Below are 23790 nucleotides of genomic sequence, written 5' to 3' on the forward strand. Positions count from 1 at the left end.
GGCCCGGCTGGACGCCTGCCCTTCCACGCCCCTGTAGGTCTGCCTCACACCCCTCTGAAGCCCCCTTGCAGCCAGCGCCTCACCCGCGTGGGTCAGTTCAAACCCATATCCCAGGTGGCCATGCGTGGTTCTGTAGGTGTCACCCTGCCGACGTCGTGGTGTTTCTCTGACAGCCCCGTTCGCCCCGCCTTGTACCCAGCAAGGTGCTGATCCATCTGTGCATCGCCCCGCGTGGTAACGAGCGCCGATCCACATGACGTTGAAGTGACGAACGCTTTAGAGTATCAATCATCCGCTTTCGAGATTTTCCGCATGCCCCATTGGTATCGGGCCGGTGGCAATGCATACGGCGGACTCGATTACGTCTCACGAGGCGGCCTGGTTTCCGCCTCTCCGAAGGAACCCCACGATGGAAAACAAGAGGTCGGTCTCGAAGCCTGAGGGGAAGCTGGCGGTGCTGGTACCTGGGCTCGGCGCGGTGTCCACGACGCTGATGGCGGGCGTGGAGCTGGCGCGCCAGGGCAAGGGTCAGCCCATCGGCTCCCTGACGCAGATGGGCACGGCGCGCCTGGGCAAGCGCACCGACGGCCGGACCGTGAAGCTGAACGAGCTGGTGCCGCTGGCGGAGCTGAAGGACGTCGTCTTCGGCGCGTGGGACATCATCAGCGAGGACGCGTACCAGGTGGCGGTGCGCTCCGGCGTGCTCAACGACAAGCACCTGGAGCAGGTGAAGCCCTTCCTCCAGGGCATCAAGCCGAAGAAGGGCGTGCACGACGCGGAGTTCGTCCGCCGCATCGAGGCCAACCACACCAAGACCACCAAGACGCACCGCGAGAGCATCGAGGCGCTGCGCCAGGACATCCGCGACTTCAAGAAGGAGCTCAACGCGAAGCGCGCCGTCATGGTGGTGTGCAGCAGCGTGGAGACCTTCCGCCCGCTGCCCGAGTCCTTCAAGACGCTGGCCGCCTTCGAGAAGGCGCTCGACGAGAACAGCCCGGACATCAACCCCACCGCGCTCTACACCTACGCGGCCCTGAAGGAGGGCGTGCCCTTCGCCAACGCCACGCCCAACGCCAGCGTGGACACGCCCGCGCTGCAGGAGCTGGCGAAGCTGGAGGGCATCCCCGTCGCCGGCCGAGACCTCAAGAGCGGCCAGACGATGATGAAGACGGTCATCGCCCCCGCGCTCAAGGCGCGCATGCTGGGCCTCGAGGGCTGGTTCTCCACCAACATCCTCGGCAACCGCGACGGCGAGGTGCTGGACGACCCCGCGGCCTTCAAGGCGAAGGAGGTCACCAAGTCGAGCGTGCTGGACACCATCCTGCAGCCGGAGATGTACCCGGAGCTGTACAGCAAGTACGCGCACAAGGTGTCCATCCACTACTACCCGCCCCGCGGCGACGCGAAGGAGGGTTGGGACAACATCGACATCACCGGGTGGCTCGGCTACCCGATGCAGATCAAGATCAACTTCCTCTGCCGCGACTCCATCCTCGCCGCGCCGCTCGTGCTGGACATCGCCCTGTTCCTGGACCTGGCGAAGCGGCTGGAGTGGCGGGGCATCCAGGAGTGGATGTCCTTCTACTTCAAGAGCCCCATGGCCATGCCCGGCCTGCCGGTGGAGCACGACCTGTTCATCCAGCTCACCAAGCTGAAGAACACCCTGCGCGTCGTCGCTGGTGAAGAGCCCATCACCCACCTCGGACTCGACTACTACGGGGATGACCTCCCAATCGCCAAGTAGAGCCACGCCGTTCACGTGGCTCGTCACCCTGCTGGGGTTGGGCCACGTGGCGCTGGTGGCGTACACCGGAAGGCTCCGGTGGGACCATGTCGCGGCGGATGCGCTGCTGCTGGGGGTGGCCTGGGCGGGCCCCCGCACGCGGCGCTTCCTGCTCGGCGGCTTCCCGCTGTGGCTGACTGGCATGCTGCTGGACAGCCAGGGACTCTGGCTGTTCCTGCGCGGGCCCATCCACACGGGGGACTTGTGGGAGCTGGAGCGCCAGTGGTTCCCTGCGCCCGGCGGCACCCACTGGCCCGAGTGGTGGGCCACGCGCTTCCACCCGGCCCTGGACCTGGTGACGGGCTTCTCGTACGCGGCGTACCTGTACGAGGTCTTCGCCGTGGCCATCTTCTTCTTCGTGGAGAAGGACTCGCGCTTCCAGCGGCTGTGCTGGGCCTTCCTGGCGGTGAACGCCATTGGCGTCGTCGTCTACGTGCTCTATCCGGCCGCGCCCCCCTGGTACATCCTCCAGTACGGCCACGGCCCGGCGGACCTCACCGCGCCCCCCAGCCCGGCGGGCACCGCGCGCTTCGACGCCCTGTTGGGAATCAGCTACTTCGCCGGCTTCTACTCGCGCAACACCAACGTGTTCGGCGCCATGCCGTCGCTGCACGCCGCCTACCCGTTCATGGTGGCGTTCTACGTCTGGAATCGCGGCTGGGCCTGGCGCGTGTCCACGGGGCTGTTCGCCCTGCTCGTCGCCTTCTCCGCCGTCTACCTGACGCACCACTACATCCTGGACGTGCTCGCCGGCATGTTCGCCACCCTGGCGGCCGTGCTGGTGGTCGAGACCCTGTTCGCGCGTCGCACGGCGGCGGCGGCCGTCCCAATGCCCGTGCATTCCAGAGGAGACACCCGTGCTTGAGAACCTGATGGCCTGGCTGACCGGAAACCTGTCTCCGTCCGCCCGCATCTGGACGGCGCTGGCGCCGGCCATCCTCGCGTGTGTCTACTTCCTGGGAGGGCTGCTGCTCTTCTGCATCCGGTGTGCCTTCAAGGGCATTCCCCGGGACGAGGAGACGCTCAAGCGCGGCAACAACGGGCTGGTGGGCTACTTCCTGCGCCACTACTTCTTCTGGGTCATCCAGCCGCTGTGGGCGGTGATTCTGCGCTCGGGGCTGCCGGCCAACGCGCTGTCCATGCTGTCGGGCCTGCTGGGCATCTCCGCCGGTGTGGCGCTGGCCGCGGGCCGCTTCGCGCTGGGCGGCTGGCTCTTCCTGGCCGCGGGAATCCTGGACGTCATGGACGGGCGCATCGCCCGCACGCGCAAGGAGGCCAACCCGGCCGGCGCGGCGCTGGACTCGGTGCTGGACCGCTACGTCGACTCGGCGATGCTGATGGGCCTGGCCTGGTACTACCGGGACACCTGGGTGCTGCTGCCGGCGCTGATGGCCCTGCTGGGCTCGTCGCTGGTGCCGTACGTGCGCGCCAAGGGCGAGGGCCTGGGCGTCAGCGTCCGCGACGGCGCCATGCAGCGGCTGGAGCGGGTGCTCTTCCTGGGCGTGGGCACGGCGCTGTCGCCCATCCTCGAGGCCGTCTTCTGGCCGGAGGAGAAGCACCCCATGCACTGGCTGGCGGTGGTGGGCCTCGTCTTCGTGGCCATCATGAGCAACTTCACGGCCATCTCCCGCTTCCGGAACCTGGTGAAGGCGCTGGCCCCCAAGCGGCAGGAGGCGCGCTCGGGCAAGGCGATTCTGTCCTTCAACGCGGTGGCGGGCGCGGTGGCCACAGCGGTGGACTTCGCGCTGGTGCTGGTGCTGGTGGAGTGGGCGGGCCTGCTGCCCGCCTGGGCCACGGTGGTGGGCTCCATGCTGGGCGCGGTGGTGAACTACTCCATCAACCGGGTCATCACCTTCAAGAGCACGGGCGCGGTGGGACGGCAGTTCGCGCGCTACGCGGTGGTGAGCGGGACGAGCGCCCTGCTCAACGCGGGCGGCGTGGCGCTGCTCACGCTGCACCCGCAGCTGGCCTATGCGCTGGGTTGGTGGCTGGTGCGCGGCGTCGTGTATTTCGCGTGGAATCTGCCCCTGCAGCGCGATTACGTCTTCAACGACAACAACGCCTCGCCGGATGCGCTCATGGAGCAGCGCCCACATGCTGCGTGAACTCCGTTTCCAGGTCCTGAAGGTGCTGGGGCTCCTCGCGCTCGTGGCGCTGCCCTCGGTGGCGGTGGCCGGCGCGGCGCTGGAGCCCACGCTGTCCCAGAGTGACAACTACGGGGAGAGCTTCACCTTCATCGGGGACCTGGACGACGGCACGTTCGTGCTGGTGCAGCTGTCGGTGACGAACATCGGCCCGGGCTCGCGCAACGGCATCTGCCGGGCCACGGTGCTCAAGCCGGGTCAGCGCGCGTGGACGCCGCAGACCAAGGTGGGCTCGAAGGACTGGGGCTATGACGCGGCCACGGGCACCCTGCGGATGGGCCCGTGCTCGGCGCGCTCGGTGGGGGGCTCCACGCGGGTGGAGGCGCCGCTGGACGGCGGGCGCGTGGTGCTGGAGTACGCCGCGCCCGTGGCGCCCCGCTCGCCGGAGGGCTCGGAGGTGGAGCTGGGCAGCGCGCGCTACCGCCACGAGGTGACGCTGGCCTTCAGCCCGCTGCGCGCGACGGTGCAGCGGCCCAAGACGTCGGAGGAGTCGCACGTGGGCGGCGGCTACGCGGACCACTCGCGCTCCACCATCGCCCCGGCGAAGCTCGCGAAGCGCTGGGTGCGCTTCCGGGCGCTGCGCGGCGACGAGCAGGTGGTGCTGCTGGCGCGCGAGGGCCAGGACGGCGAGTTCGGCCCCGTCTACGCGTGGGAGGAGGGCACCGCGCCCCAGGCGCTGGAGCACTTCACGCTGTCGCGCGAGGGCGAGAAGGAGCGCAGCGTCTGGAAGGTGGAGGTCTTCAACGGCGACGGCTCGCCCCTGGTGCTGCGCTCCACGTCGCTCTTGCAGCGCAGCGCGCCGGTGGAGAGCCTGGGCGTGCTGGGCGGGCTGGTGCGCCCGGTGGTGGGCTCGCCGGTGACGTACCTGCACCGCGCGGTGCTGGAGCGGACCGGCAAGGCGCCGGTGGCGGGGCTGATGGAGGTCACGCTCGAGGGCGACCTGTGAGCTTCGCGCTGCTGCGGGACGTGCACCATGTGCCGGGGGTGCGCGGCTGGGTGCGCAAGCAGGTGCTGCGCTCGGTGGCGCGCTGCGTGGAGTGGACCACGAAGCTGCCGGGCCAGGGGCTCAACCTGTCGCGGGTGCATGACTGGCTCTACGTGGGCGGGGCGATTTCGCGCTCGCGCTACGCGGACCTGAAGGCGCTGGGCATCACCTCGGTGATTGACGTGCGCGGTGAGCGCTGTGACGACGCGGCGGCGCTGGCGGCGCTCGGAATCGAGCTGCTGAACCTGCCGGTGACGGACCGCTACCCGCCGTCGGTGGAGCAGCTGATGCGCGGCGTGGAGTGGGCGCTGCCCCGGCTGGAGCAGGGCGGGAAGCTCTTCACCCACTGCGAGCACGGCGTGGGCCGGGGCCCGCTGGTGGGCCTGGCGGTGATGGTGGCGCGTGGCTGGGACGCGCCCACCGCGTACCGTGAGCTGCGCCATGCGCGGTGGCAGTCCACGCTGAATGATAGACAGCTCAACGGGCTCGCCGACTTCGTCGAGGCGTGGAAGGCCCGGGGCTCCGAGCGCGCGGCGTAGGGGCGCGCGGCTTCCGTCAGTCTCGGTGCCGCTCGGCGACGCGGTAGAGCTGGGTGAGGGAGGAGTCCAGCAGCGCCTGCCGCGAGCGCAGGTAGCGCTGGGCCCGTAGGAAGGGCAGCCACACGCGCTTGCCCACGCGCACCTGCGCCTCTTCCTGCCTCAAGCGCGGTATCCACTGCCCGCCCAGGTTCTTCACCAGCACCTGTCCCAGGTAGGCTCCCACCGCTGGAACCACGTGCTCGTCGAGGGTGCTCCGCTCGTACCTTCCCGGGTAGTCACCACGCCAGAAGTGGAAGTCGACGTCGGTCAGCGACTCGGGGCTTGTATCGAAGACCGAGGGGACGTCGGTGTGCAGGAGCGCCACGAGGCGCTCGGCGAGATAGGAGTAGAGCTCGCGAGTACGGTCCGGGTGCTCCACGTCCGAGGGCAGCGCGGCATTGGCGGGGAGCCACTCCTCCGGCTCGGGCGGCCGGTACGCGTTCAGCTCGGCAATCTTCCGCTGGCGCTCGCTGATGGCGACTTCGTCCGGCACGCGTGCGAGCAGCGCCGCCACATCCGGGTGGTACCGGGGCGCTACGGGGGCCAGGGTGGCGCTGCGCGCGCGCAGGGTGCTCAACACGGTGTCGAAGTCGAGCTCCGGCCGCAGGTGGACGAGCGCACGGGCCTGAGCCTGGCGTGCCCCGTCGCTGGCGAAGTCCGCGGCGGTGGGCCACGTCACCAGGAGGATGGAGCCGTTGGGCAGCTCCTCCACCCGGTGGGCCGGCGTGGACAGCATGCGCTCACGGCCAACGGTCTCCACCAGCTTCGGACCGAAGACGTTGAGCCAGAACACCTCGTAGACCTTGTCGAAGCCGTCTCTCCGCGAGGTCTCCTCATCGCGTCCGAAGTAGGGAGCGCCAGACAACTGCCTGTCCGCCGTCCCGTGGGCCATGGCGTAACGGACCGGGTAACAGGCGGCCCAGGCACGGACCATGTCCACGAACTGGCGGCAGCGTCCTGCCTCCATGAAGAAGGAGAGGGGCTGTACATGCAGGTTCACGCGTAGCTCGGAGGGAACAGGCGGAAACCAGAGCCTGAGCGCCACCTCCACCGCGGGCGAGGTCGTCCGATAGAGCCCCGCGGACGTGCTCTCCTCGCTGCGTTGCTCCTCCAGCGCCTTCCAGACTGCATCGCGGGAGTAGTTGCGTCGCCGCGTGCCCTTGACGACGTTCGGTACCCATTCGCCTGCGGACTCCTCCAGTGCATGGAGAAAGGGACTCAACGCCTGACTGAGTGTGCGCTGCCCCTCGAAGGCGCCATCAAACAAGAGGACCAGGCTGTCCTCTGCGTCCAAGTCCTGCAGCGTCAGCAGCTTCATTGGAACAGCACCTCCACTCCTTTGGCATCCTTCTTGACAGCGTCCGTGGCGCCTTCGAGCCCGTCGAGATCCTTGGGCTTGAACGAGCGACCTTCATAGACGAGGCGGACTCTTTGGACCTGCACCGGCGTTCCGCGAAGTTCGAGTTCTGGCCGGCGGATCTCCAGTGTTTCTCCGTAGCAGGCCAGAGCCGCTTTCGCATCCGCGACCATCTGCGTCGTCAAGGGGGCTACCCCCAGCATCCGAAGGTTGCGACTCTTGAGGCTGAACGTCTCCACGCGCGGCAGTTGGCCCGCAGGCGGCCTCTCCTCGATGACGAGCACATCCGCGTAGCGGAGGCCGGCCTTCGGTTTCCACACGCCCACGTGCGTCTCGATGCGTGGCTTCTCGAAATCCCCGAGCCACCTCCGCTGCGCCCTCGGAAGCGCCGCGTCCGCCTCCAACAGGGACACCATGTCCCGCTCGAACTTCAGACCCCGGGCCACCAGCCCGCGCATCTCCTGGTAGCCCTCCCACTTGAGCGGGCCTTCCACGGGCCGGTTCTCGATGAGCTCGGCCAGCCGTCTCTCGCGGTACGCCACGTACTCGCGCCAGAGCACCGTACCCTCGGGCACTCCAAGCGGAGGCGCCTCCAGCCTGGGAGTGAGTTGCTTCAACCGCTCCACGTCCTTCGGCAGCCGTGCTCCCGTGGCCTCCTGCTCCGCCTGTCGCAGCTTCGCGCGCAGCGCCTCCAGGACTTCTGAGCCTGCCCCCAGGACCTCTGCGCCCCCGGCGCGCCCACCCCGCCCACCCGCTGTCGCGGTGGGCCCCACTGGACGCTGAGACTTCGCTTCGGCCAGATACGCCTGCGCCTTCGGCACGTTTCCGCGCGCCTCGTGCAGGGCCGCAGCACCCGCCTCTCCCCACTCCGCAACGAGCAGGCCGGCCTCCCGGCTCGCCTGGATGTACCGCACCACTTCGTGAATGGCGCCGCCCCCCAGCCGCTCCGACAGCCGGTCCACCACCGACGTCAGTCTCTCCAGCGACAGTGACAGCGCCGGGAGCCTCCGCACGCCACCCGCCCCGGTACTTCCCGTCTCGGTGAGGTAACGCGCGCCCTTGCCACCGGCATACAGGGCCACCAGCAGCGCCGCTGGCGTCAGCTCCCGCGTGGCCTGCTCGTAGCGGCCCCGTGCCAGCGAAGACGCCCCCTGCCCCGTCCCCGCCGCCAGGTGGTAGAAGCCCAGCGGCACGCCGAACGTCAGCTGGTCGAAGCTCCCCAGCGCCACGCTTCCCGGCGAGAAGTGCTGCTCCATCAGCGCCTTCTCCACCTCGTCGAGCGCGTCCTGGTATGCCGGCGGCAACCGCTCCCGCTTCGCCGTGAAGTCCACGTACCGCGCCCCATCGCTCACCGGCGTGCTGGCGAGCGCGTCCCTCCCGACACGGCCCAGTCCTCGCAGCACGTCACCGGCTCGCTCTTCCCGGTCCGGGTACTCCGAGAGCTTCAGTCCCCGCCGCTCCAACTGCTCACGGACGGAGTCCATCCGCCCCAGCGTCTCGCCCAGCTGCTTTTCGCGAGCCAGCAGTTGGAGCAGGCGTCGCAGCTCGTCATCGAAGGCGGAGTGGAGGACGAAGAGCGCGAACACCTCGGCCCGGGCGGCGCCGTACTTCTCCGTGACGTCGATGAGGAAGGCAGCGCGCTTGCGCTGGAGGACCTCGGCGGCGTCCGCGCCCAGCGGCCCCAGCGCTCCCAGGCGGACCGCCTCCCAGTCCCCCAGGGACTCCACCAACCGCGGCATGTCCACCGTGCGCTGCAACGCCACGAAGTCGGACGGCGAGACGCACTCCAGGAACGGCGCCAGGACCTCCGCGCCGGACTCCACCTGAGGCCACCCGGGAGGAACTTCCACGTCCATGCCCGAGTGCGCCATCTCGGACACGTGCCCCTCCGCCATGTCCGAAGCCTGCTCGCGCTTCGCCACACGACGGCGGCGCAGCCGCGCAGCTTCCTCCGCCTCCATGGAAGCCGCTCCGAGCCCACCCTCGTCAGGCAGGCCGCTCGCGGAGCGCATCAAGGCAGGCGCGGCGGCCGGGCGCAGCGGATACGCCATGCCCCCCTCACGCCCGGCCCCTGACTTCACCGAGGAGCAACCCGAAGTGAGCAGCGCGACGGCCAGCACCAGGCCCGCCCACCATCGCGGCCTCGGCTCAGCGCGCATTGTCCGCCCCCAGCCCCAGTGAAGCGAAGGCCCCCGGGCGCAGGGCCCCATCCCTCGCGGGGAACAGCAGCGTGCCCCCCTGGCCCACGGCGTAGAGCCATCCCCCGAGGAAGCGCCAGCGCACCTCCCCAGCGACCAGGTAGCGCGCTCCCGGTGGGCCCAACCCCGCCGCCAACCCTCGCACGGCTGCTTCCACGTCGCGGCCGAAGAGCTGCACCGCCAGGCGTCCGTCCAGGTCCACGCGGCCCCAGCTGAAAGCTTCCACTCCCAGCGAGAGGCGCAGGTGGCGCTGCGACAGGTCGTGCAGGCGCACGGCGTCCCAGCTCATCACCACCTCTCCGAAGGCGGAATACCCCTCTGGAAAGGGCGCTCCGGCCAGCGGTGCTCGAGAAGTGCCCGCCACCTGGAAGCGCGCCAGCTCGTAGTCCGGCCCGAAGTAGCCCTGGCGGAAGCCTCCACCCTGCCGCCGCACCTCCAGCCTCGCCAGCAGGTCGAGCTTCGGCGAGACCACGTCCGCCCCCACACCCGCCACCGCACCCCACCCACCGCCCTGCTCCATGCGCCCGCCACCGCCGGCCAGCAGGTGCAGCTCGAAGCCCCGGCGCACCAGCACCACCGCCGTGCCATTCACGTGTGCCAGCGTCACCGGCCGCGCGGTGCCGCCCGCCTTGCCCCAGTCATGCACCGCGGACAGCGCCAACGTGTAGCGTCCTGGCTGCTTCGGCCGTCCGGCGAAGACATGCTGGACGTCCAGCTCGACTTCCGCCCCCATCAGCCGCGCGCCCAGCACATCCGAGACGAAGGCCTCCGCGTAGAGCGGCCCCACGGTGCCGGTGAGCACGGCTCCCGCCGGGTGGTAGTCGGGATTGCTCCGGTTGGAGTAGCGCCGCACCAGGTGTCCGGACAGCAGGGTGTAGCAGTCCAGCGAGCCCGCCCAGAACGCCACCGGAGTCATGTCGCTTCCCAGCGAGATGAGGCGCACCCACTGTCCCCAGTCGGACAGCGTGTCCCAGTCCTCCTTCCGCACGAGGCCCGCTCCCTCCGCACCACCCCAGACGCGCATCCGCACGGGGGCGCCCAGGTTGAGGCCGAACGTCTCTCCGCCATCCACCACGAGCGTGGGCTCGAGTTGAGCAAAGCCTTCGCCGCTCCCCTGGCCCTGCCGTGGCAGCAGCGTCAGCGCCGTGGCCTCCAGGCGCGTCAGGTAGAGCCATCGCGTCCCCGAGGGGACGAAGGGCTGTGGAGCTCCTGGCTCGCCCCCGAGCACCGCCGCCTCGGGCAGCGGCTGGGGCAACTCCTCCAACGTGGGTTCGAGCACGAGGGTCTCCTCCTCGCCCGCCGCTCGCGGCTCCTCGGACTCCGCCGCCTGGCCAGCCCCCGGCAGCAGCAACAGCGAGACAACGACCCAGCCTCGACTCACGGCCATTCACCACCCCATGCCCATGTCCCAGGGGAGGAAGGAACGGGCCAGGCCGTCCAGGAACGCCTGGGGCGCAACAGGATGACGGGAGCAACGCCACCTCGCCAGGACCTCGGGAGCGGTGCCGGGCGGCGACGTGATAGAGCGCCCCTGAGCCGACGAAGTCGAGCAACAGCACTGCGCACGCGGGCCTTCTCGGCGAAGGCCCGCAGCCACACAGTTGGCCCGCCGGGCCCCTCAGGCCCCCGGAGCCTGCATCCGGCGCCGCCACGCGGCCGGGGTGACGCCGTGGACGCGCCGGAAGAGGCGGATGAAGTGCGTCACGTCCGCGTACCCCACCCGCTCGGCGATGATGTCCACGCGCTCGTCGGTGCCGCGCAGCCGGCGCCGGGCCTCGGCCATCCGGCACTCCAGAATCCACTCGCCCACGGTGCGGCCCGTCTCCTGCCGCACCACGCCCGCCACGTGCGCGGACGAGCGCTCCACCGCGCGCGCCACCTTCGCCAGCGACAGCGGCTCCAGGCAGTGCGTCTCGATGAAGGTGAGCGCCTTGCGGCTCAGCCCCACCGACGGAGACTCATTCGTGGCGGTGGGCGCCGAGATGCGCTCCAGCTCGATGAGCACCAGCCGCAGCAGGGAGATGGAGGCCTCGTGGCTGCCGCGCTCCTTGCGGCCCACCTCGTCCGCCAGCAGCCGTATCCACCGCGCGAGCCGCCGGCGCTGTGTCAGCGTGGGGCGCAGCACGGGGTGACACCCCTCGCGCACCCGCAGCAGCGGCCCGAGCCGGGAGGCGCCCTCGCGCTCCTCTCCCGGCACGCCTCCGGCCAGCACCTCGGGCCGGAAGGCGACGCCCCAGCCCTCCGCGTCCGAGGCCCCGCCGCGATGCGCGTCCCCCGGAGGGATGAGGTGGACGTCTCCGGCGCGCAGCACCAGCTCGCCCGCGTGCCGCATCTTGGACTCACCCCGCGTCACCAGAATCACGACGGCGTAGGTGTGGACGGCCGAGGGGCCCCGCTCATGCCCCTGGGGCTTCCCGCGCAGCCGCTCCACCCAGATGGGCAGCCCCTCGCGCTCGAAGTCATGCAGGGGTGGGAAGACGTGTGGATGCGGCGCGTGCGACATGACCCTGTCCTAGCGGACACAGGTCAAGCGCGCCATGCCTCCTGGGACAGATGCTTCCCGGTGACAACCATTCTCCGTGAGGAAAACAGGCGGGGAATACCGTCATCTCTTCCAAGGACTCCGGGAGAGGTGGGCATGAAGGTCGCACGAGTGTTGACGGCAGCAGTCCTCGCAGTGGCGGCGCTGGGAGCCTGCTCGAGCGACGAGGAGCCACCCCCTCCTCCGGTGGAGGAGCCTCCCAGGCCCCTGCTCTCCGAGACGCCACTGTGGGCGGTGAACGGAGACCCCGCGCACGAAGGGGCCTGCTTCGGCAGGTCCGTGGCGCTGGGGGACGTGGACGGAGACGGCCGCAAGGACCTCCTCGTCGCCTCCCCTCCCTGCCTGCTCATCAGCCGGGACCCGGGGCGCATCTCGATATTCGAGGGAGCGGATACCTACTACTCCAAGCAGCCCGTCACCGCGGAGCTGTCGTGGCGGAACTCCCACCCGCGCACCAACGGCTCCAACCTCACCGTGAGCGTGGGCAACCTCAATGGAGACGCCTACGCGGACGTGCTCGTCAGCGGCAGGTACGGAATCCAGCTCTACGCCGGCCAGGCGGACCTGACGCGGGTCTTCTCCGAGCCGCTGTTCCGGGTCCCGGGCGATGGCTTCTTCCAGCCCTCGCGGCTCGTGGACCTGGATGGGGACGGGCTGCATGAGCTGGTGAATCCGGACCTCGCGACCGGGCTCGTGCGCGTCTACCAGCGCGGCCCGGAAGGGACGTTCTCCATCGTGAGGACGCTCCCGGGCACCTCGGGGCGCATCGTGGGCGACACCAACCTGGATGGCGCCCAGGACCTGCTGGTGCCGGACGGGGAGGGCAACCTCCAGCTCTACCTCGGCTGCAAGCCGGGCAGCGCGCTCGCCTGTGAGGGCCCGCTCACCGTGGCGCCGACCTGGTCCATCCCCGCCGAGGGCTCGGCGGCGCTCCCGGACGTGAGCGGAGATGGGCGGCCGGACCTCTTCCTGACCGGCCTGGGCGAGACCCGGCTGCACCTGTCCCAGGCGGAAGGTGGCTTCTCCTCCACGCCAGCGTGGCGGCTGCTGGACGACGCCGCCTTCTTCGGCCTCGGCGCCCCCATCGTCACGGTGGGAGACGTGACAGGCGACGGCCAGGCCCACGACTTCGTGATGGGGGCCACCTCGCGGCTGTACCTCTTCGCTCCCACCGAGCACGTCTCCGGCCCGCTGCGGCCGGTGTGGGCCTGGCCTCGGGCAGACCGCTACCTGCCGGCCAGCCTCGAAATCTTCACCGCCATGGCGGTAGCGGCCCCCGGGGACATGAACGGAGATGGCCACGACGACCTGGTGGTGGGGCTCACGCCCAGGGAGTACGGCAAGGGCACGGGCCGGGTGTGGATTCTCGGCGGCGGCGAGGTGCCGGCCACGCCGGAGTCACCGCCCCATCTGCCCGAGGCGAAGTCCTGCGACCTGGAGGTGGACCTGGAGAATGGGAAGGCGGACCTCACGGTGGACGCGGACGTGCTCGCGCGGACGCTCTACGTGGAGCGGCGCACCTTCGCGGCGGAGGCCTGCGAGGTGCTGGAGGGGTGCGTCGCCGCGGGCAACCGGCGCCTGCTGCGCTTCACCTCGTCCATCGTCAACATGGGCCGGGGCTCGGCCATCGTCCCCTCCCCCACCGAGCGCCCGGACCTGTTCGTCTTCGACGAGTGCCACGGGCATGACCACCTCATCGACTTCGCCAGCTACGCGCTGCGCGACGCGGGCGGAACGCTCACCTCGGTGGGCCGCAAGCAGGGCTTCTACATGGTGGACTTCACGCGCTACTGCACGGACGCGCCGTCGTTCACCGACTACTTCCCCCGGACGGGCATCTCCCCGGGCTGGTCGGACGTCTACAGCTCCGAGACGCCGTGCCAGTGGCTGGACATCACCGACGTGGCGGATGGCGAGTACGCCATCGACGTGGGCGTGGACGAGAAGGACGTCATCGAGGAGGAAGGAGACCTGCCCAACCAGGTGTCTGTCCGGTTCCGCCTGAGCGGTGACACGGTGACCGTGCTGCCGTAGGGCCGTGCCACCGCGCCATGACATGCGCCGCCGGCCTGGCAGCTCAACTGCCCTGGATGACGAGCAGCAGGGTGCCCTCGGGGTCCCGCACGTAGGCCACGCGCTCGCCCCACGGCATGTCCCGTGGGGGGACGGGGACCGCGCCGCCATGCTGCCCGGCGGCCGCCACGACCGCGTCGAGGTCGTCGACATACAGGCACAGGTCGATGGCATGCCCCGTCGCCGGCAGCGGTGTCTCGCCGTACATGGCGGGCTCGGTGCCGACGCCGAGGCCAATCGTCCCGGTGCCCACTTTGAGCGTGAGGAACGCGGGCGTGCCCTCCTCGGGGAACTGGTAGTTCTGCGTGCCGCCGAAGACGGCCCGGTAGAACTCCCGGGCGGCGAGGATGTCCCGGCAGTTGATGATGGGGAACACGTCTCTGTTGGACATGACGGCATCCTATTCATGCCGCGAACAGGCGCCGCCGCAGCCAGAACAGCAGTGGGATGGCACTCGACAACCCCAGGGCCATGACGCCCACTCAGCCCGCGTGCGCGGCGCCCGCGTTCTCCAGGTTCAGCCCGTGGTTCAGCATGGCCCCAACGATGGCGCCGGCCGACGCGGACATGATGGCGCCCTGCAGCCAGGTGGTCAGGTCTCCCGCCGCGTAGATGCCGGGGATGGAGGTCTCCTTCTGCTCGTTCACCTTGACGTAGCCCTGCTCATCCAGGGCGAGCCCCAGCGACTGCACCAGCCCGACCTGACGCTGGGGCGGCCGGGCGAAGAGGAACTCCCGGGGCACGCGAGTCCCGTCCTCCAGCTCCAGCGCCGCGAGCACGTCCCCGTCCGCCGCGGGAATGAGCGCACGGATGCGCCGCGCCTCCAGCCGGACTCCCGCGCGCTCCAGCTGTGCGCGCTTGTCGGCGGGCACCGCGAAGGCGCCCTCGGTGAAGACCACCACGTCGCGGGTCCACCCGGTGAGGAACAGGCCGAAGTCGACCATGTGCTCGTTGGGCGCAATCACGCCCCACTGCCGGTCCTGGATTTCCCAGCCGTGGCAGTACGGGCACTGGAAGATGGCCTTGCCCCACAAGTCCCTATAGCCGGGCACCTCCGGCAGCACGTCCACCATGCCGGTGGCGAGCAGCACGCGCCGGGTCTCCACCTCGCCGCCGCCCTCCAGCGCCACGCGGAAGCCCGAGCCCACCTGCTCGATGCCCTCCACGCGCACCTCGCGGACCTCCACGTCATACGGCCGGAGCTGCTCGCGGCCGATGCGCCGGAACTCCTGCGGCGGGGTGCCGTCGCGGGTGACGAAGCCATGAATCTGCACCGCCGCCGCGTTCCGGGGCGGGCCCGAGTCGCACAGCAGCACCTTCTTGCGCCCGCGTCCCAGCATCAGCGCCGCATTCATTCCCGCCGGGCCACCACCCACCACCACCGCGTCCACCTTCGCCATCCGTTCCATGTCGTCAGCCCTCCAGGCCCGCCAGGGCCAATGCCTCGCGCCGCGTCCACCGCTCCCCACCCTCCGGTCCGGGCGTCCGAAGCTCCGAGGTGTCCGCCGTCCGCGTCTTCATTGGGAATTGCTATTCGCCAGCCCACCGCGCCGGGAGGGCGCGGCTTCACGCGGAATCGGCGCATCCTCGGGTCGCCTCGGCCAGCAGGCGCGGCTTCACGCGGAATCGGCGCATCGTCGGGTCCCCTGTCCCGGAAGCCCGGAGACGCGCGGAGCAGCCGGGCGATGGAAGCGCGGCCCGGCGGCCACGGCTTTCCCCGCCTCCGGACAGGAACATCCCTTGCAGTCCGTTCGGGATATGGAGGACGTCATGCGCAACGCCCTGGTGCTCGGACTCACGCTGGCCTCGCTCGGGGCCTCCGCCGCGGAGCGGTGGACCGCGCCGTATCAGCTGGAGGACCAGCGGGGCCGCACGTTCCGGGTCATCCTGGGAGAGAAGGCGCCCAAGGACGTGAAGACCCGGCTCGCGGTGATGACCGTCCTCGGGAAGAAGGGCCTGGCCCCAGCCCTGCTGAAGCGCACGGAGCCCGTCTGCGTGCAGCTCACCGAGGAGAGGCCCACCTGCCACACCGTGGGCGTGTACACACAGGAGCCCGGCACCGGGGACATCGGCGAAGGGCTCACCGCCCTGGCCGGCCGCGTCCAGGGCCAGCTGAGCGCCCCCTCCCCCGTCGTGCCCATGGAGCCGCCCTCGGCCGGGCGCTGGTCCTCGGCGAGCTTCGAGGTGCCCGTGGAGGAGCGGACCGGGCCCCACCTCATTCCCGCGGACGTGCCTCCCAGGGGCTACCGCTGGGCGCCCGCGGGGGACGGCGACGCGGTGCTCGCGAGCAGCGACCTGGGCCCGGACTTCTTCTCGCCCCGCCTCCGGCTGAGCACGTGCAGCCAGGAGCGGCAGCCGCCCTTCACCCGACTGACGTGCCCCATCGGGGGCTCGCTGCTGTACGCGGACACGCGCCTGCTCGTGGCCAGCTTCGAGGACTACGCCAGCCCCGCCACGGAGTGGGTGGCCACGCTGCGCTCCGGCACCGAAGACCTGTACCTGGTCCGCGTGGGCATCAAGGCGCAGACCCTCATCGGGCTGCTCTTCCGCGACGGCGACCGGTGGCGGCTGCTCCTCCGCCCGGCGGACTACGCGGTGCTCTGCTGAGTCCTCCAGGAGCGGGGCAGCCAGCCGAACGGACAGCGCGCCCGCTCCCAGGTGCTTAGACATGAGGGGTTCAGCCCAAAGGCGTGGCCATGATTCCCTTCTCCATCCTCGACCTCTCTCCGATTACCCAGGGCAGCACGGCCACCCAGGCCCTGCGCAACAGCCGGGACCTCGCGCGGCACGCGGAGCGGTGGGGCTACCAGCGCTTCTGGCTGGCCGAGCACCACAACATGACGGGCATCGCCAGCGCGGCGACCTCGGTCGTCATCGGCTACGTCGCCGAGGGCACCTCCACCATCCGCGTGGGCGCCGGCGGCATCATGCTCCCCAACCACTCGCCGCTGGTCATCGCCGAGCAGTTCGGCACGCTGGAGGCGCTCTTCCCCGGCCGCATCGACCTGGGCCTGGGGCGCGCGCCGGGCACGGACCCGCGCACCGCCATGGCGCTGCGCCGGGACCTCGCGGGCAGCTCGGACTCCTTCCCGCAGGATGTCATGGAGCTGCTGGGCTACTTCGAGCCCGTCACGCCGGGCCAGGCCGTCCGCGCGGTGCCGGGTGCGGGCCTGGAGGTGCCCGTCTGGCTGCTGGGCTCCAGCACCTTCAGCGCGCAGCTCGCGGCGGCGCTCGGCCTGCCGTTCGCCTTTGCCTCACACTTCGCGCCCGACCAATTGATGACGGCGCTGCGCGTCTACCGGAGCCAGTTCCGGCCGTCGCGCTACCTCGAGCGGCCCTACGCCATGGCCGGCCTCAACGTCTTCGCGGCGGACACGGAGGAGGAGGCCCGCCGCATGGCCACCTCCATTCAGCAGCAGTTCGTCGCCCTGCGGCGCGGCACCCCGGGGCCCCTCCTGCCCCCCGTGGACAGCATGGAGGGGCGCTGGTCGGAGCTGGAGCGCGCGGGCACCGAGCATGCCCTGGCCTACACGGTCGTCGGCACGCCCGACACCGTGCGCCACGGCGTGAAGGCCTTCCTCCAGCAGACCGGTGTGGACGAGCTGATGGTGACGGCGCAGGCCTACGACCACACCGCGCGCCTGCACTCGTTCGAAATCGTGGCCCACGTCCGGGACGCGCTCGCCGCGGACCCGACGCTCGGTGGCACCGCGCCCACCGAAGAGGCGCGCTGACCAGCCGTCAGAAGGAGCGGGGCCGCATGCTCTCGGGCACGCGCTGGTCCGTGGGGGACAGCGCATCCCCTCTGGAGCACTGGCACGTCTCGCAGCCGCGCTCGCGGTCCACGGTGCAGTCCGTGCCGGCGACACAGGTGAGGTTGCGGGACTCGGGGCAGCGCGTGTCGCCCGCCTTCTCCTCGTCCTTCTTGCTGCCGTGGCTACAGCCCGCCACGGTCATCAGCACCGCCGCCACCAGCCACCGCCGCCCACCGCTCCGCATCGTCTCGCGCATCATGGCCCTACCTCGCCAATCGTCAGGGTCACCGCCACGGCCGCGGTGACCTCCCAGGCACTTCATACCCAGGGACACGCGAGCGGGCCAGGGCCCGGAGCCTCTACGCCTCCGGCGCCGGCGTCTCCAGGGCCCGGAGCCTCTACGCCTCCGGCGCGGGCTCCTCGGCCTGCTCCGGCTCCACGCCGTGCCGGCGCCGCCAGCGCTCCACCATCAGCAGCAGCGCCGGGAAGCCCAGCAGCACGATGACCAGGTTGATGCCGAAGCCCAGGTTGGCCAGGTCGCCAATCGAGTTGAGGCCGGGGTGCTTCGCCAGGATGAGCGCCACGAAGCCGATGGCGCTCGTCAGCAGGCCGCCCGTAATCGCCCGGCCCGTCTCCCCATACACGGAGATGAAGTCCGCGCCCGGCTCGCCCAGCCGCTGCACCAGGTGCACGCCCGCGTCCACCGTGGTGCCGATGAGCACCGGCAGCACCATGATGTTCAGGTAGTTGAACTGCAGGCCCAGAATCGACATCAGGCCCACCAGGCCGACGACGGACAGCAGCGTGGGCACCATGCAGATGAGCGCCGTGCGCAGCCTGCCCAGCGTCAGCCACATCGCCGCCAGCACGCTGAGCACCGCCGCCACGAGGATGCGCGGGCCCTCGCGGGACACCATGTCCAGGATGTCCGCCAGGATGAGCGCCTCACCCGCCGCGGACACCTGACTGCCGTCCGACATCTGCAGGCCGCGCACCTCCTTCGCGAAGCGCCGCGTGCCCTCGCCGTCCGACAGGCTCACCCCGCCGCCCGCGTACACCAGCACCACGCCGCCCGTGCTCCCATCCAGGCTCTCGAACTGGTGCCGCACGTTGGTGGGCAGGTCCTCCTGCGTGAAGGGCTTCGCCTTCGTCAGGCTCAGCGCGCGCGTCAGCGAGGCGCGCGTGTCCTCCGGCAGCCGCTCCGGGTCCAGCTTCGAGAGCTTCGTCCCAATCGCCTGGAGGATGGCCTGCTTCTCCTCCTGCTGCCGGGGCACCAGGTCCTCCAGCGCGCTCACGAAGTCGATGGTGGACTCCTTGCCACGCGCCGCCTTGCGCGCCTCCAGCTGGCGCACCACCTCGCGCTCCGCCTCCTGCGAGTCCGTCAGCACCACCACCGGCGTCTGCGAGTAGCCCAGGATGTTGTTCACCTTCTGGTCCAGCACCGCCGACGCCTGCTTGTAGTCCTCCAGCGTGCGCGAGTCGTAGTTGAAGGACACGCGATACGCCTGGGACACCAGCGCCAGCACGCCCACGCCCACCACCAGCCCCACGCCCCGGTACGAGCGCGGCAGCCACCGCGCCAGCAGGCCCAGCGGCCCGGACGAGCCCTGGTGCACCCGCGGCGTCCAGTTGAAGCGCGACGCCAGCCCCAGCATCGCCGGCAGCAGCAGCAGGTACGCGCCGATGCTCACCAGCATGCCCACCGCCGCGATGATGCCGAACTCTCGGAACGCCCTGAACTCCGACATGGCCAGGCTGAGGAAGGTGAGCGCCGCCACCATGGCCGCGATGAGCGCGGAGAAGCCCGTGTGACGGAAGGACTCCGCCACCGCGTCCTCGCTCTTCATCCCCTCCGAGCGCAGCGTGCCGTAGCGCCCCAAGAGGTGGATGCCGTGCTCCACGCCCAGGCCGCCCAGCACCGCCGCCAGGAAGCCCGTCAGCAGATTCACCTGCCCGTAGGCCAGCCCCACGAAGCCGTACGTCCAGCCCAGGCCCGCCAGCACCGGCACCATGGTGAAGCCCACCGACAGCGCGCTGCGGAAGTGGAACGCCAGGTACGCAATCAGCAGCACCATGGCCAGCGTGGACGCGCTCGCCAGGTCCCCGATGATGACGCGCTGCTGGTCTATCTTCTTCTTGAAGGTCCCCGTCACCGCCGTCTTGAAGCCCGGCCCGTACTTCGACAGGTCCTGCGTGGCCAGGAAGTCCTCCACCTGGCCCACCACCTTCTTGGAGTAGTTCAGGTCCGCCGCGCTGCCCCGCGGCTTCGCCATCAGCACCACCATCCGCTCCGTCGGGTCCAGGTAGTACAGGTCTCCCGTGCCGGAGAGGCGCTGGTTGGCGCCGCCGGTGTACTTCGACTCGATGTCGGAGAAGTCCACGGACGGCGCGGGCGCGTCGTCCAGGCGGACGAAGAGCGGGTTGGCCTGCTCCTTCTCCCAGGCGATGCGCGCGTCGATGCGCTGCTGGATGAGCTTCAGGTCCGGCACGTCCACGTAGTACAGCGAGTGCTCTTCGAAGAAGGCACGGGGACGCTGGTGGGAGACGTAGCGAATCTCGGAGAGCGTCCCGAGCTTCGGCGCCAGGTCATCCGCGAAGCGCTTGAGGGCCTCGGGCTCCGCGCCCATGCCCACCACCACCACGTTGCCCTGGCCACCGAAGCGCTTTCGCAGCTTGTCGATGTCCTGGACGCTCGGGAAGTTCTTCGGCAGCAGGCCGACGAAGTCCGCGTTCAGCGTGAGCGTCCTGGCGAAGTAGCCGCCCAGCAAGGTCAGCAGCAGCGCCACGAGCAGCGCCTGGAAGGGCCGCCGATGGTTCCTCGCGGCCAGGCGCCCCATCGCCCCCTCGAACCGCTCCGACCAACGCTTCTCACCCATGTTGCGACACCTGCTGTGTTGACTGGCGGAATCGCCCGCCACCTTGGGCACGCGCAAACCGTCGAGTCAACGCGTTTATGCCGGAAGGCGGAAAGTAAGGCTGCGAATGACCTGTCCTGATTAACGGGGCCGCCACGCCATTGCCCGCCTGTCTGCATGGCCCACTTCACGGGCGGAGCGAGCCCCCGTGAGACCCGCGTATCGCGTCCATCAGCCGGGCCCGTACCGCCCTCCCGGTGGGCAGACGGGCAGGCGGCGCGGACTGCAACGCCCCCCTGGAGTGGGCACGTTGCCCCGCGACAAGGAGCCTGCGCCAGCGGGCACCCGAGGGAGGGCAGGCCGCTCCACCCTCCGCACCACCGGACGGGCCGGTGGCTCCGGAAGGCGGTCCGCGCGGCGAGCGATGGAACCCACGGCGAAGACACCGGCGCACGCGGAGCGGAAGTGGATGGTGCGTGTGGAGCGCACCCTGGGCGCCGTGGCTGCCCACAACCACCGCCGGCCCGCGCGGGCCCTGCTGCTGGCGGTGGTGCTGGCGGCGGTGGGAGGCCTGCTCGCCCGCGGCCTGTCGCTCAACGCCAACCTGGTGGACCTGCTGCCGGAGTCCTTCCAGAGCGTCCAGGACGTGCGGGAGATGGAGCGCCGCTTCGGGGCGCTCGGCTGGGTGGTGGTGGTGGGCGAGGGTGGGGACGCCGAGTCGCTGCAGCGCTTCGCGGACGACCTGACGCCGCGGTTGGAGGCGCTGCCCGGCATCCGCTACGTGGAGTCGAAGCGGCCCAGCGCCTTCTTCCGCGACAGGGCGCTCTACTTCCTGTCGGAGGAGGACCTGAAGGAGGTGCACCGCCGGCTGGAGGCGCGCCTCGCATGGGAGCGGCGGCAGGCCAACCCGCTCTACGTGGACCTGCTGGAGGAGGAGCCGCCGTCGCTGGACTTCTCCGACCTGGAGGCGAAGTACGGCACCAGCGCGGGGCAGCGGCTGTCCTCCAATGAGAGCGACTACTACCTGGACCCGGCCGCGCGCCGCGTGGTGCTGCTGGCCAAGCCGGAGACGTCCTCGGCGGACCTCGCCTTCTCGCGCCGCATCATCGACGAGGTGCAGGGGCTGCTCGCCGCGCAGGACCTGTCGCAGTACGGGCCCGGCTTCCGGACGGAAATCACCGGCACCTTCCAGAAGAAGCTGGACCAGCAGGGGCAGATTGCGCGCGACATCGCGGTGTCCTCGGCGGTGGCGCTGGCGCTGATGCTCCTCTACCTGGTGCTGCACTTCCGCGGCGTGCTGGCGGTGGGGCTGGTGCTGACGCCGGTGGGCGCGGGCCTCGCGTGGACGTACGGGCTGGTGGCCGTGCTGTACGGGCAGGTGAATCTGCTGACAGGCTTTTTGGGCGCCATCCTCGGCGGCCTCGGCATCGAGCACGGCATCCACCTCTTGGGACGCTACCTGCACCTGCGCGGCCAGGGTGAGTCGTCGGAGGCGGCCACGCGCGAGTCCTTCACACACACGGGCGGCGCGGCGCTGGTGTCCGCGCTGGTGGCGGCGCTGACGTTCTTCGTGCTGGGCACGTCGCGCTTCAGGGCGTTCCGCGAGTTCGGCGTCATCGCCGGCCTCGGCATGCTGGTGCTCATCGTCTCGTACGTGCTGGTGCTGCCGGCGCTGCTGGGGCTGGCGTCGCGCTGGGGCTGGAAGCCGGGACGCGGGGCCGTCGTCACCCCGGAGGCGCCCATGGGCCGCCTGCTGGTGCGGCGCCGCGGCGTGCTCACCGCCGCGTCGGCGGCCCTGCTCTTCGCGCTGCTGACGCAGCTGCCCGGGCTGCGCTTCGACTACGACTTCGGCGCGCTCGAGGACCAGGGCCTGCGCTCCTTCGTCCTGGACCGGGAGGTCAACCGCATCATCGGCTACTCGCAGTCGCCGGTGGTGATGCTGACGGACACGCCCGAGGAGGAGCAGGCGGTGGTGCGCGAGCTCCAGGCCCGCCAGCGCGCCCGGGGAGACGCATCCACCATCGACTTCGTGGCCTCGCTGTCGTCGCTCGTCCCGGAGCGGCAGCGCGAGAAGCAGGCCCTGCTCCAGGAGCTGTCGCGGTTGGTGGCGGACGTGCCGGAGGAGCGGCTGTCACCCGAGCAGCGCGCGGACCTGGTGGAGCTGCGCCGGCAGGCGGAGGCCGCGCCTTACGCGGCCACGGACCTTCCGCCCAGCGTGCGCCAGCAGTTCCAGGGCGTGGGCAACGGGCAGAGCGGCTTCGTGCTGGTGTACCCAGCGGTGAGCCTCGCGGACGGCGCGGCCATCCGCTCGCTGGCGCGCGAGGTGCGCGGCGTGCAGCTGCCCGGCGGCGAGCGCCTGTCCGCAGCGGGCGAGCCCATGGTGCTGGCGGACATCCTGGAGATGGTGACGCACGAGGCGCCGCTCATCCTGGGCGGTGCGACGCTGGCGGTGCTGCTGGCCATGTGGGCCACGCTGGGCGGGCTGCGGCTGGCGCTCCTGTGCCTGACGCCCACGGTGGTGTCGCTGCTGGCCCTGCTGGGGCTGATGCCGCTGATGGGGCTGGAGTTCAACTACCTCAACATCCTCGTCATCCCGGTGCTCATCGGCACCACGGTGGACGCGGGCGTCCATCTCCTGACGCGCCTGGCGTCGCCGGGCAGTGACTTCGTGGCGGTGTACTCGGAGACGGGCCGGGCGATTACCGGCGGCCTGCTGACGAGCGCGGTGGGCTTCGGCGCGCTCTTCCTCGCGGACCACCCGGGCCTCAACTCCATTGGCGCGCTGGCCAACCTGGGCTTCGGCACCAACCTGCTCATCATGCTGGTGGCCTTCCCCGCCCTGCTGCTCGTGCTGTCCGAGCGCCGCCTGCGCCGCCACCGCGCGCGGCTGGCCCGGCGGCCGACACCGGAGGGGCCCGAGCACGCCACGCATGCGAGCTGACGCACTGAAGCAGTGAACGACTGAAGGACGAACACCCAACAAAAGGGAGGCAACGATGGCGAAGCACACGAAGGCGGGTTGGCTGTGGGCGGGTGCGCTGGTGGGCACCCTGGCGCTGGGCTCGGCCTGCAGCGCGACGGAGGCACCGGTGCAGCTGGCACAGGCGACTCCCAGCACGGGTCAGCCCGGGACGGGAGGCGCCGGCACCTCGACGGGCACCACGACGACGGCGCCCGGCACCACGACGACGGCGCCGGGCACCACGACGACGGCGCCGGGCACCACGACGGCTCCGGGCACCACGACGGCTCCGGGCACCTCGACGGGCACCACCGCGTCACCGGGTACGGTCACCACGTCGCCCGGGTACACCACGCCGCCGGGCACCACCACGGCGCCGGGGACGGGCCTGGGCGGCTCCGGCACGGGCACCGGCTCCACGGGGCTGTCCGGCGCGGACGCGGGCGTGGGCATGGGCGGCTCGGGCCTGAATCCGAACCCCAGCGGCTCGTCCAGCACGTTCCAGCCGCCCAGCGGCGGCGCCGTGCTCGACGGCGGCACCGGCTTCTAGCCGATGGC

General features: G+C 70.7%; 18 protein-coding genes. 10 read left to right on the forward strand and 8 right to left on the reverse strand.

The genetic code is table 11. The features are described from left to right. The first annotated feature begins 409 nt into the window (after positions 1–409). Genes LXT23_RS03600 through LXT23_RS03620 form a run of 5 tightly spaced genes read left to right on the forward strand, consistent with a single transcriptional unit; the run spans position 410 to position 5451 of the window. Positions 410–1744, forward strand: a complete 1335-nt coding sequence (locus tag LXT23_RS03600) for an inositol-3-phosphate synthase (protein WP_253978645.1) — start codon at positions 410–412, stop codon at positions 1742–1744. After that, positions 1722–2648, forward strand: coding sequence for a phosphatase PAP2 family protein (locus LXT23_RS03605; protein ID WP_253978646.1), 927 nt, complete (start codon positions 1722–1724; stop codon positions 2646–2648). Before LXT23_RS03600 ends, LXT23_RS03605 begins: the two co-directional genes overlap by 23 nt. Continuing rightward, a complete protein-coding gene (locus tag LXT23_RS03610) occupies positions 2641–3888 on the forward strand; it encodes a GtrA family protein (protein ID WP_253978647.1) in 1248 nt (415 codons plus the stop codon). Before LXT23_RS03605 ends, LXT23_RS03610 begins: the two co-directional genes overlap by 8 nt. Beyond that, a complete protein-coding gene (locus LXT23_RS03615; protein WP_253978648.1) occupies positions 3878–4873 on the forward strand; it encodes a hypothetical protein in 996 nt (331 codons plus the stop codon). The genes LXT23_RS03610 and LXT23_RS03615 overlap by 11 nt, the downstream gene beginning before the upstream one ends. Beyond that, positions 4870–5451, forward strand: coding sequence for a protein-tyrosine phosphatase family protein (locus LXT23_RS03620; RefSeq protein ID WP_253978649.1), 582 nt, complete (start codon positions 4870–4872; stop codon positions 5449–5451). The genes LXT23_RS03615 and LXT23_RS03620 overlap by 4 nt, the downstream gene beginning before the upstream one ends. A 16-nt stretch (positions 5452–5467) precedes the next feature. On the opposite strand, the gene LXT23_RS03625 is transcribed toward LXT23_RS03620, so the two are convergent. The 4 genes from LXT23_RS03625 to LXT23_RS03640 all read right to left on the reverse strand — a co-directional run bounded on the left by LXT23_RS03625 (position 5468) and on the right by LXT23_RS03640 (position 11548). After that, a complete protein-coding gene (locus LXT23_RS03625) occupies positions 5468–6808 on the reverse strand; it encodes a hypothetical protein (protein WP_253978650.1) in 1341 nt (446 codons plus the stop codon). Then, the gene (locus LXT23_RS03630) at positions 6805–8898 is read right to left on the reverse strand and encodes a hypothetical protein (protein ID WP_253978651.1); all 2094 of its coding nucleotides are present in this window, start codon (positions 8896–8898) and stop codon (positions 6805–6807) included. The genes LXT23_RS03625 and LXT23_RS03630 overlap by 4 nt, the downstream gene beginning before the upstream one ends. Positions 8899–8995: 97 nt before the next feature. Continuing rightward, positions 8996–10432 (reverse strand): hypothetical protein, encoded by a 1437-nt coding sequence (locus tag LXT23_RS03635; protein WP_253978652.1) that lies wholly within the window; start codon positions 10430–10432, stop codon positions 8996–8998. A gap of 231 nt (positions 10433–10663) precedes the next feature. After that, complete coding sequence (locus LXT23_RS03640; protein WP_253978653.1) at positions 10664–11548, reverse strand: AraC family transcriptional regulator; 885 nt, start codon at positions 11546–11548, stop codon at positions 10664–10666. Between the two features lie 135 nt (positions 11549–11683). On the opposite strand from LXT23_RS03640, the gene LXT23_RS03645 reads away from it, so the two are divergent. After that, positions 11684–13621, forward strand: a complete 1938-nt coding sequence (locus LXT23_RS03645) for a lysyl oxidase family protein (RefSeq protein ID WP_253978654.1) — start codon at positions 11684–11686, stop codon at positions 13619–13621. 43 nt (positions 13622–13664) lie between these two features. Here LXT23_RS03645 and LXT23_RS03650 read toward each other — a convergent pair whose 3' ends face one another. Further along, complete coding sequence (locus LXT23_RS03650; protein ID WP_253978655.1) at positions 13665–14051, reverse strand: VOC family protein; 387 nt, start codon at positions 14049–14051, stop codon at positions 13665–13667. 91 nt (positions 14052–14142) lie between these two features. Continuing rightward, entirely contained in the window at positions 14143–15069 is a 927-nt protein-coding gene (locus tag LXT23_RS03655; protein ID WP_253978656.1) for an NAD(P)/FAD-dependent oxidoreductase, read from the reverse strand. Positions 15070–15430: 361 nt separating this feature from the next. Here LXT23_RS03655 and LXT23_RS03660 point away from each other — a divergent pair, with 361 nt between their 5' ends. Both LXT23_RS03660 and LXT23_RS03665 read left to right on the forward strand, forming a co-directional pair. Continuing rightward, positions 15431–16267, forward strand: coding sequence for a hypothetical protein (locus LXT23_RS03660; RefSeq protein ID WP_253978657.1), 837 nt, complete (start codon positions 15431–15433; stop codon positions 16265–16267). An 89-nt stretch (positions 16268–16356) separates the two neighbouring features. Next, positions 16357–17394 carry an LLM class flavin-dependent oxidoreductase gene (locus LXT23_RS03665; RefSeq protein ID WP_253978658.1) on the forward strand — a complete coding sequence of 346 codons (1038 nt, stop codon included), beginning with the start codon at positions 16357–16359 and terminating at the stop codon, positions 17392–17394. 7 nt (positions 17395–17401) lie between these two features. Here the strand turns inward: LXT23_RS03665 and LXT23_RS03670 are convergent, their stop codons facing one another. Together LXT23_RS03670 and LXT23_RS03675 are read right to left on the reverse strand one after the other, a co-directional pair. Beyond that, a complete protein-coding gene (locus LXT23_RS03670; protein ID WP_253978659.1) occupies positions 17402–17674 on the reverse strand; it encodes a hypothetical protein in 273 nt (90 codons plus the stop codon). Between the two features lie 139 nt (positions 17675–17813). After that, entirely contained in the window at positions 17814–20291 is a 2478-nt protein-coding gene (locus LXT23_RS03675; protein WP_253978660.1) for an efflux RND transporter permease subunit, read from the reverse strand. A 403-nt stretch (positions 20292–20694) separates the two neighbouring features. On the opposite strand from LXT23_RS03675, the gene LXT23_RS03680 reads away from it, so the two are divergent. Next, the gene (locus LXT23_RS03680) at positions 20695–23211 is read left to right on the forward strand and encodes an efflux RND transporter permease subunit (protein ID WP_253978661.1); all 2517 of its coding nucleotides are present in this window, start codon (positions 20695–20697) and stop codon (positions 23209–23211) included. Between the two features lie 55 nt (positions 23212–23266). After that, positions 23267–23782, forward strand: coding sequence for an Erp protein (locus tag LXT23_RS03685; RefSeq protein ID WP_253978662.1), 516 nt, complete (start codon positions 23267–23269; stop codon positions 23780–23782). Positions 23783–23790 lie beyond the last annotated feature (8 nt).

Origin of the sequence: Pyxidicoccus xibeiensis, assembly GCF_024198175.1 — a bacterium.
Lineage (GTDB): Bacteria > Myxococcota > Myxococcia > Myxococcales > Myxococcaceae > Myxococcus > Myxococcus xibeiensis.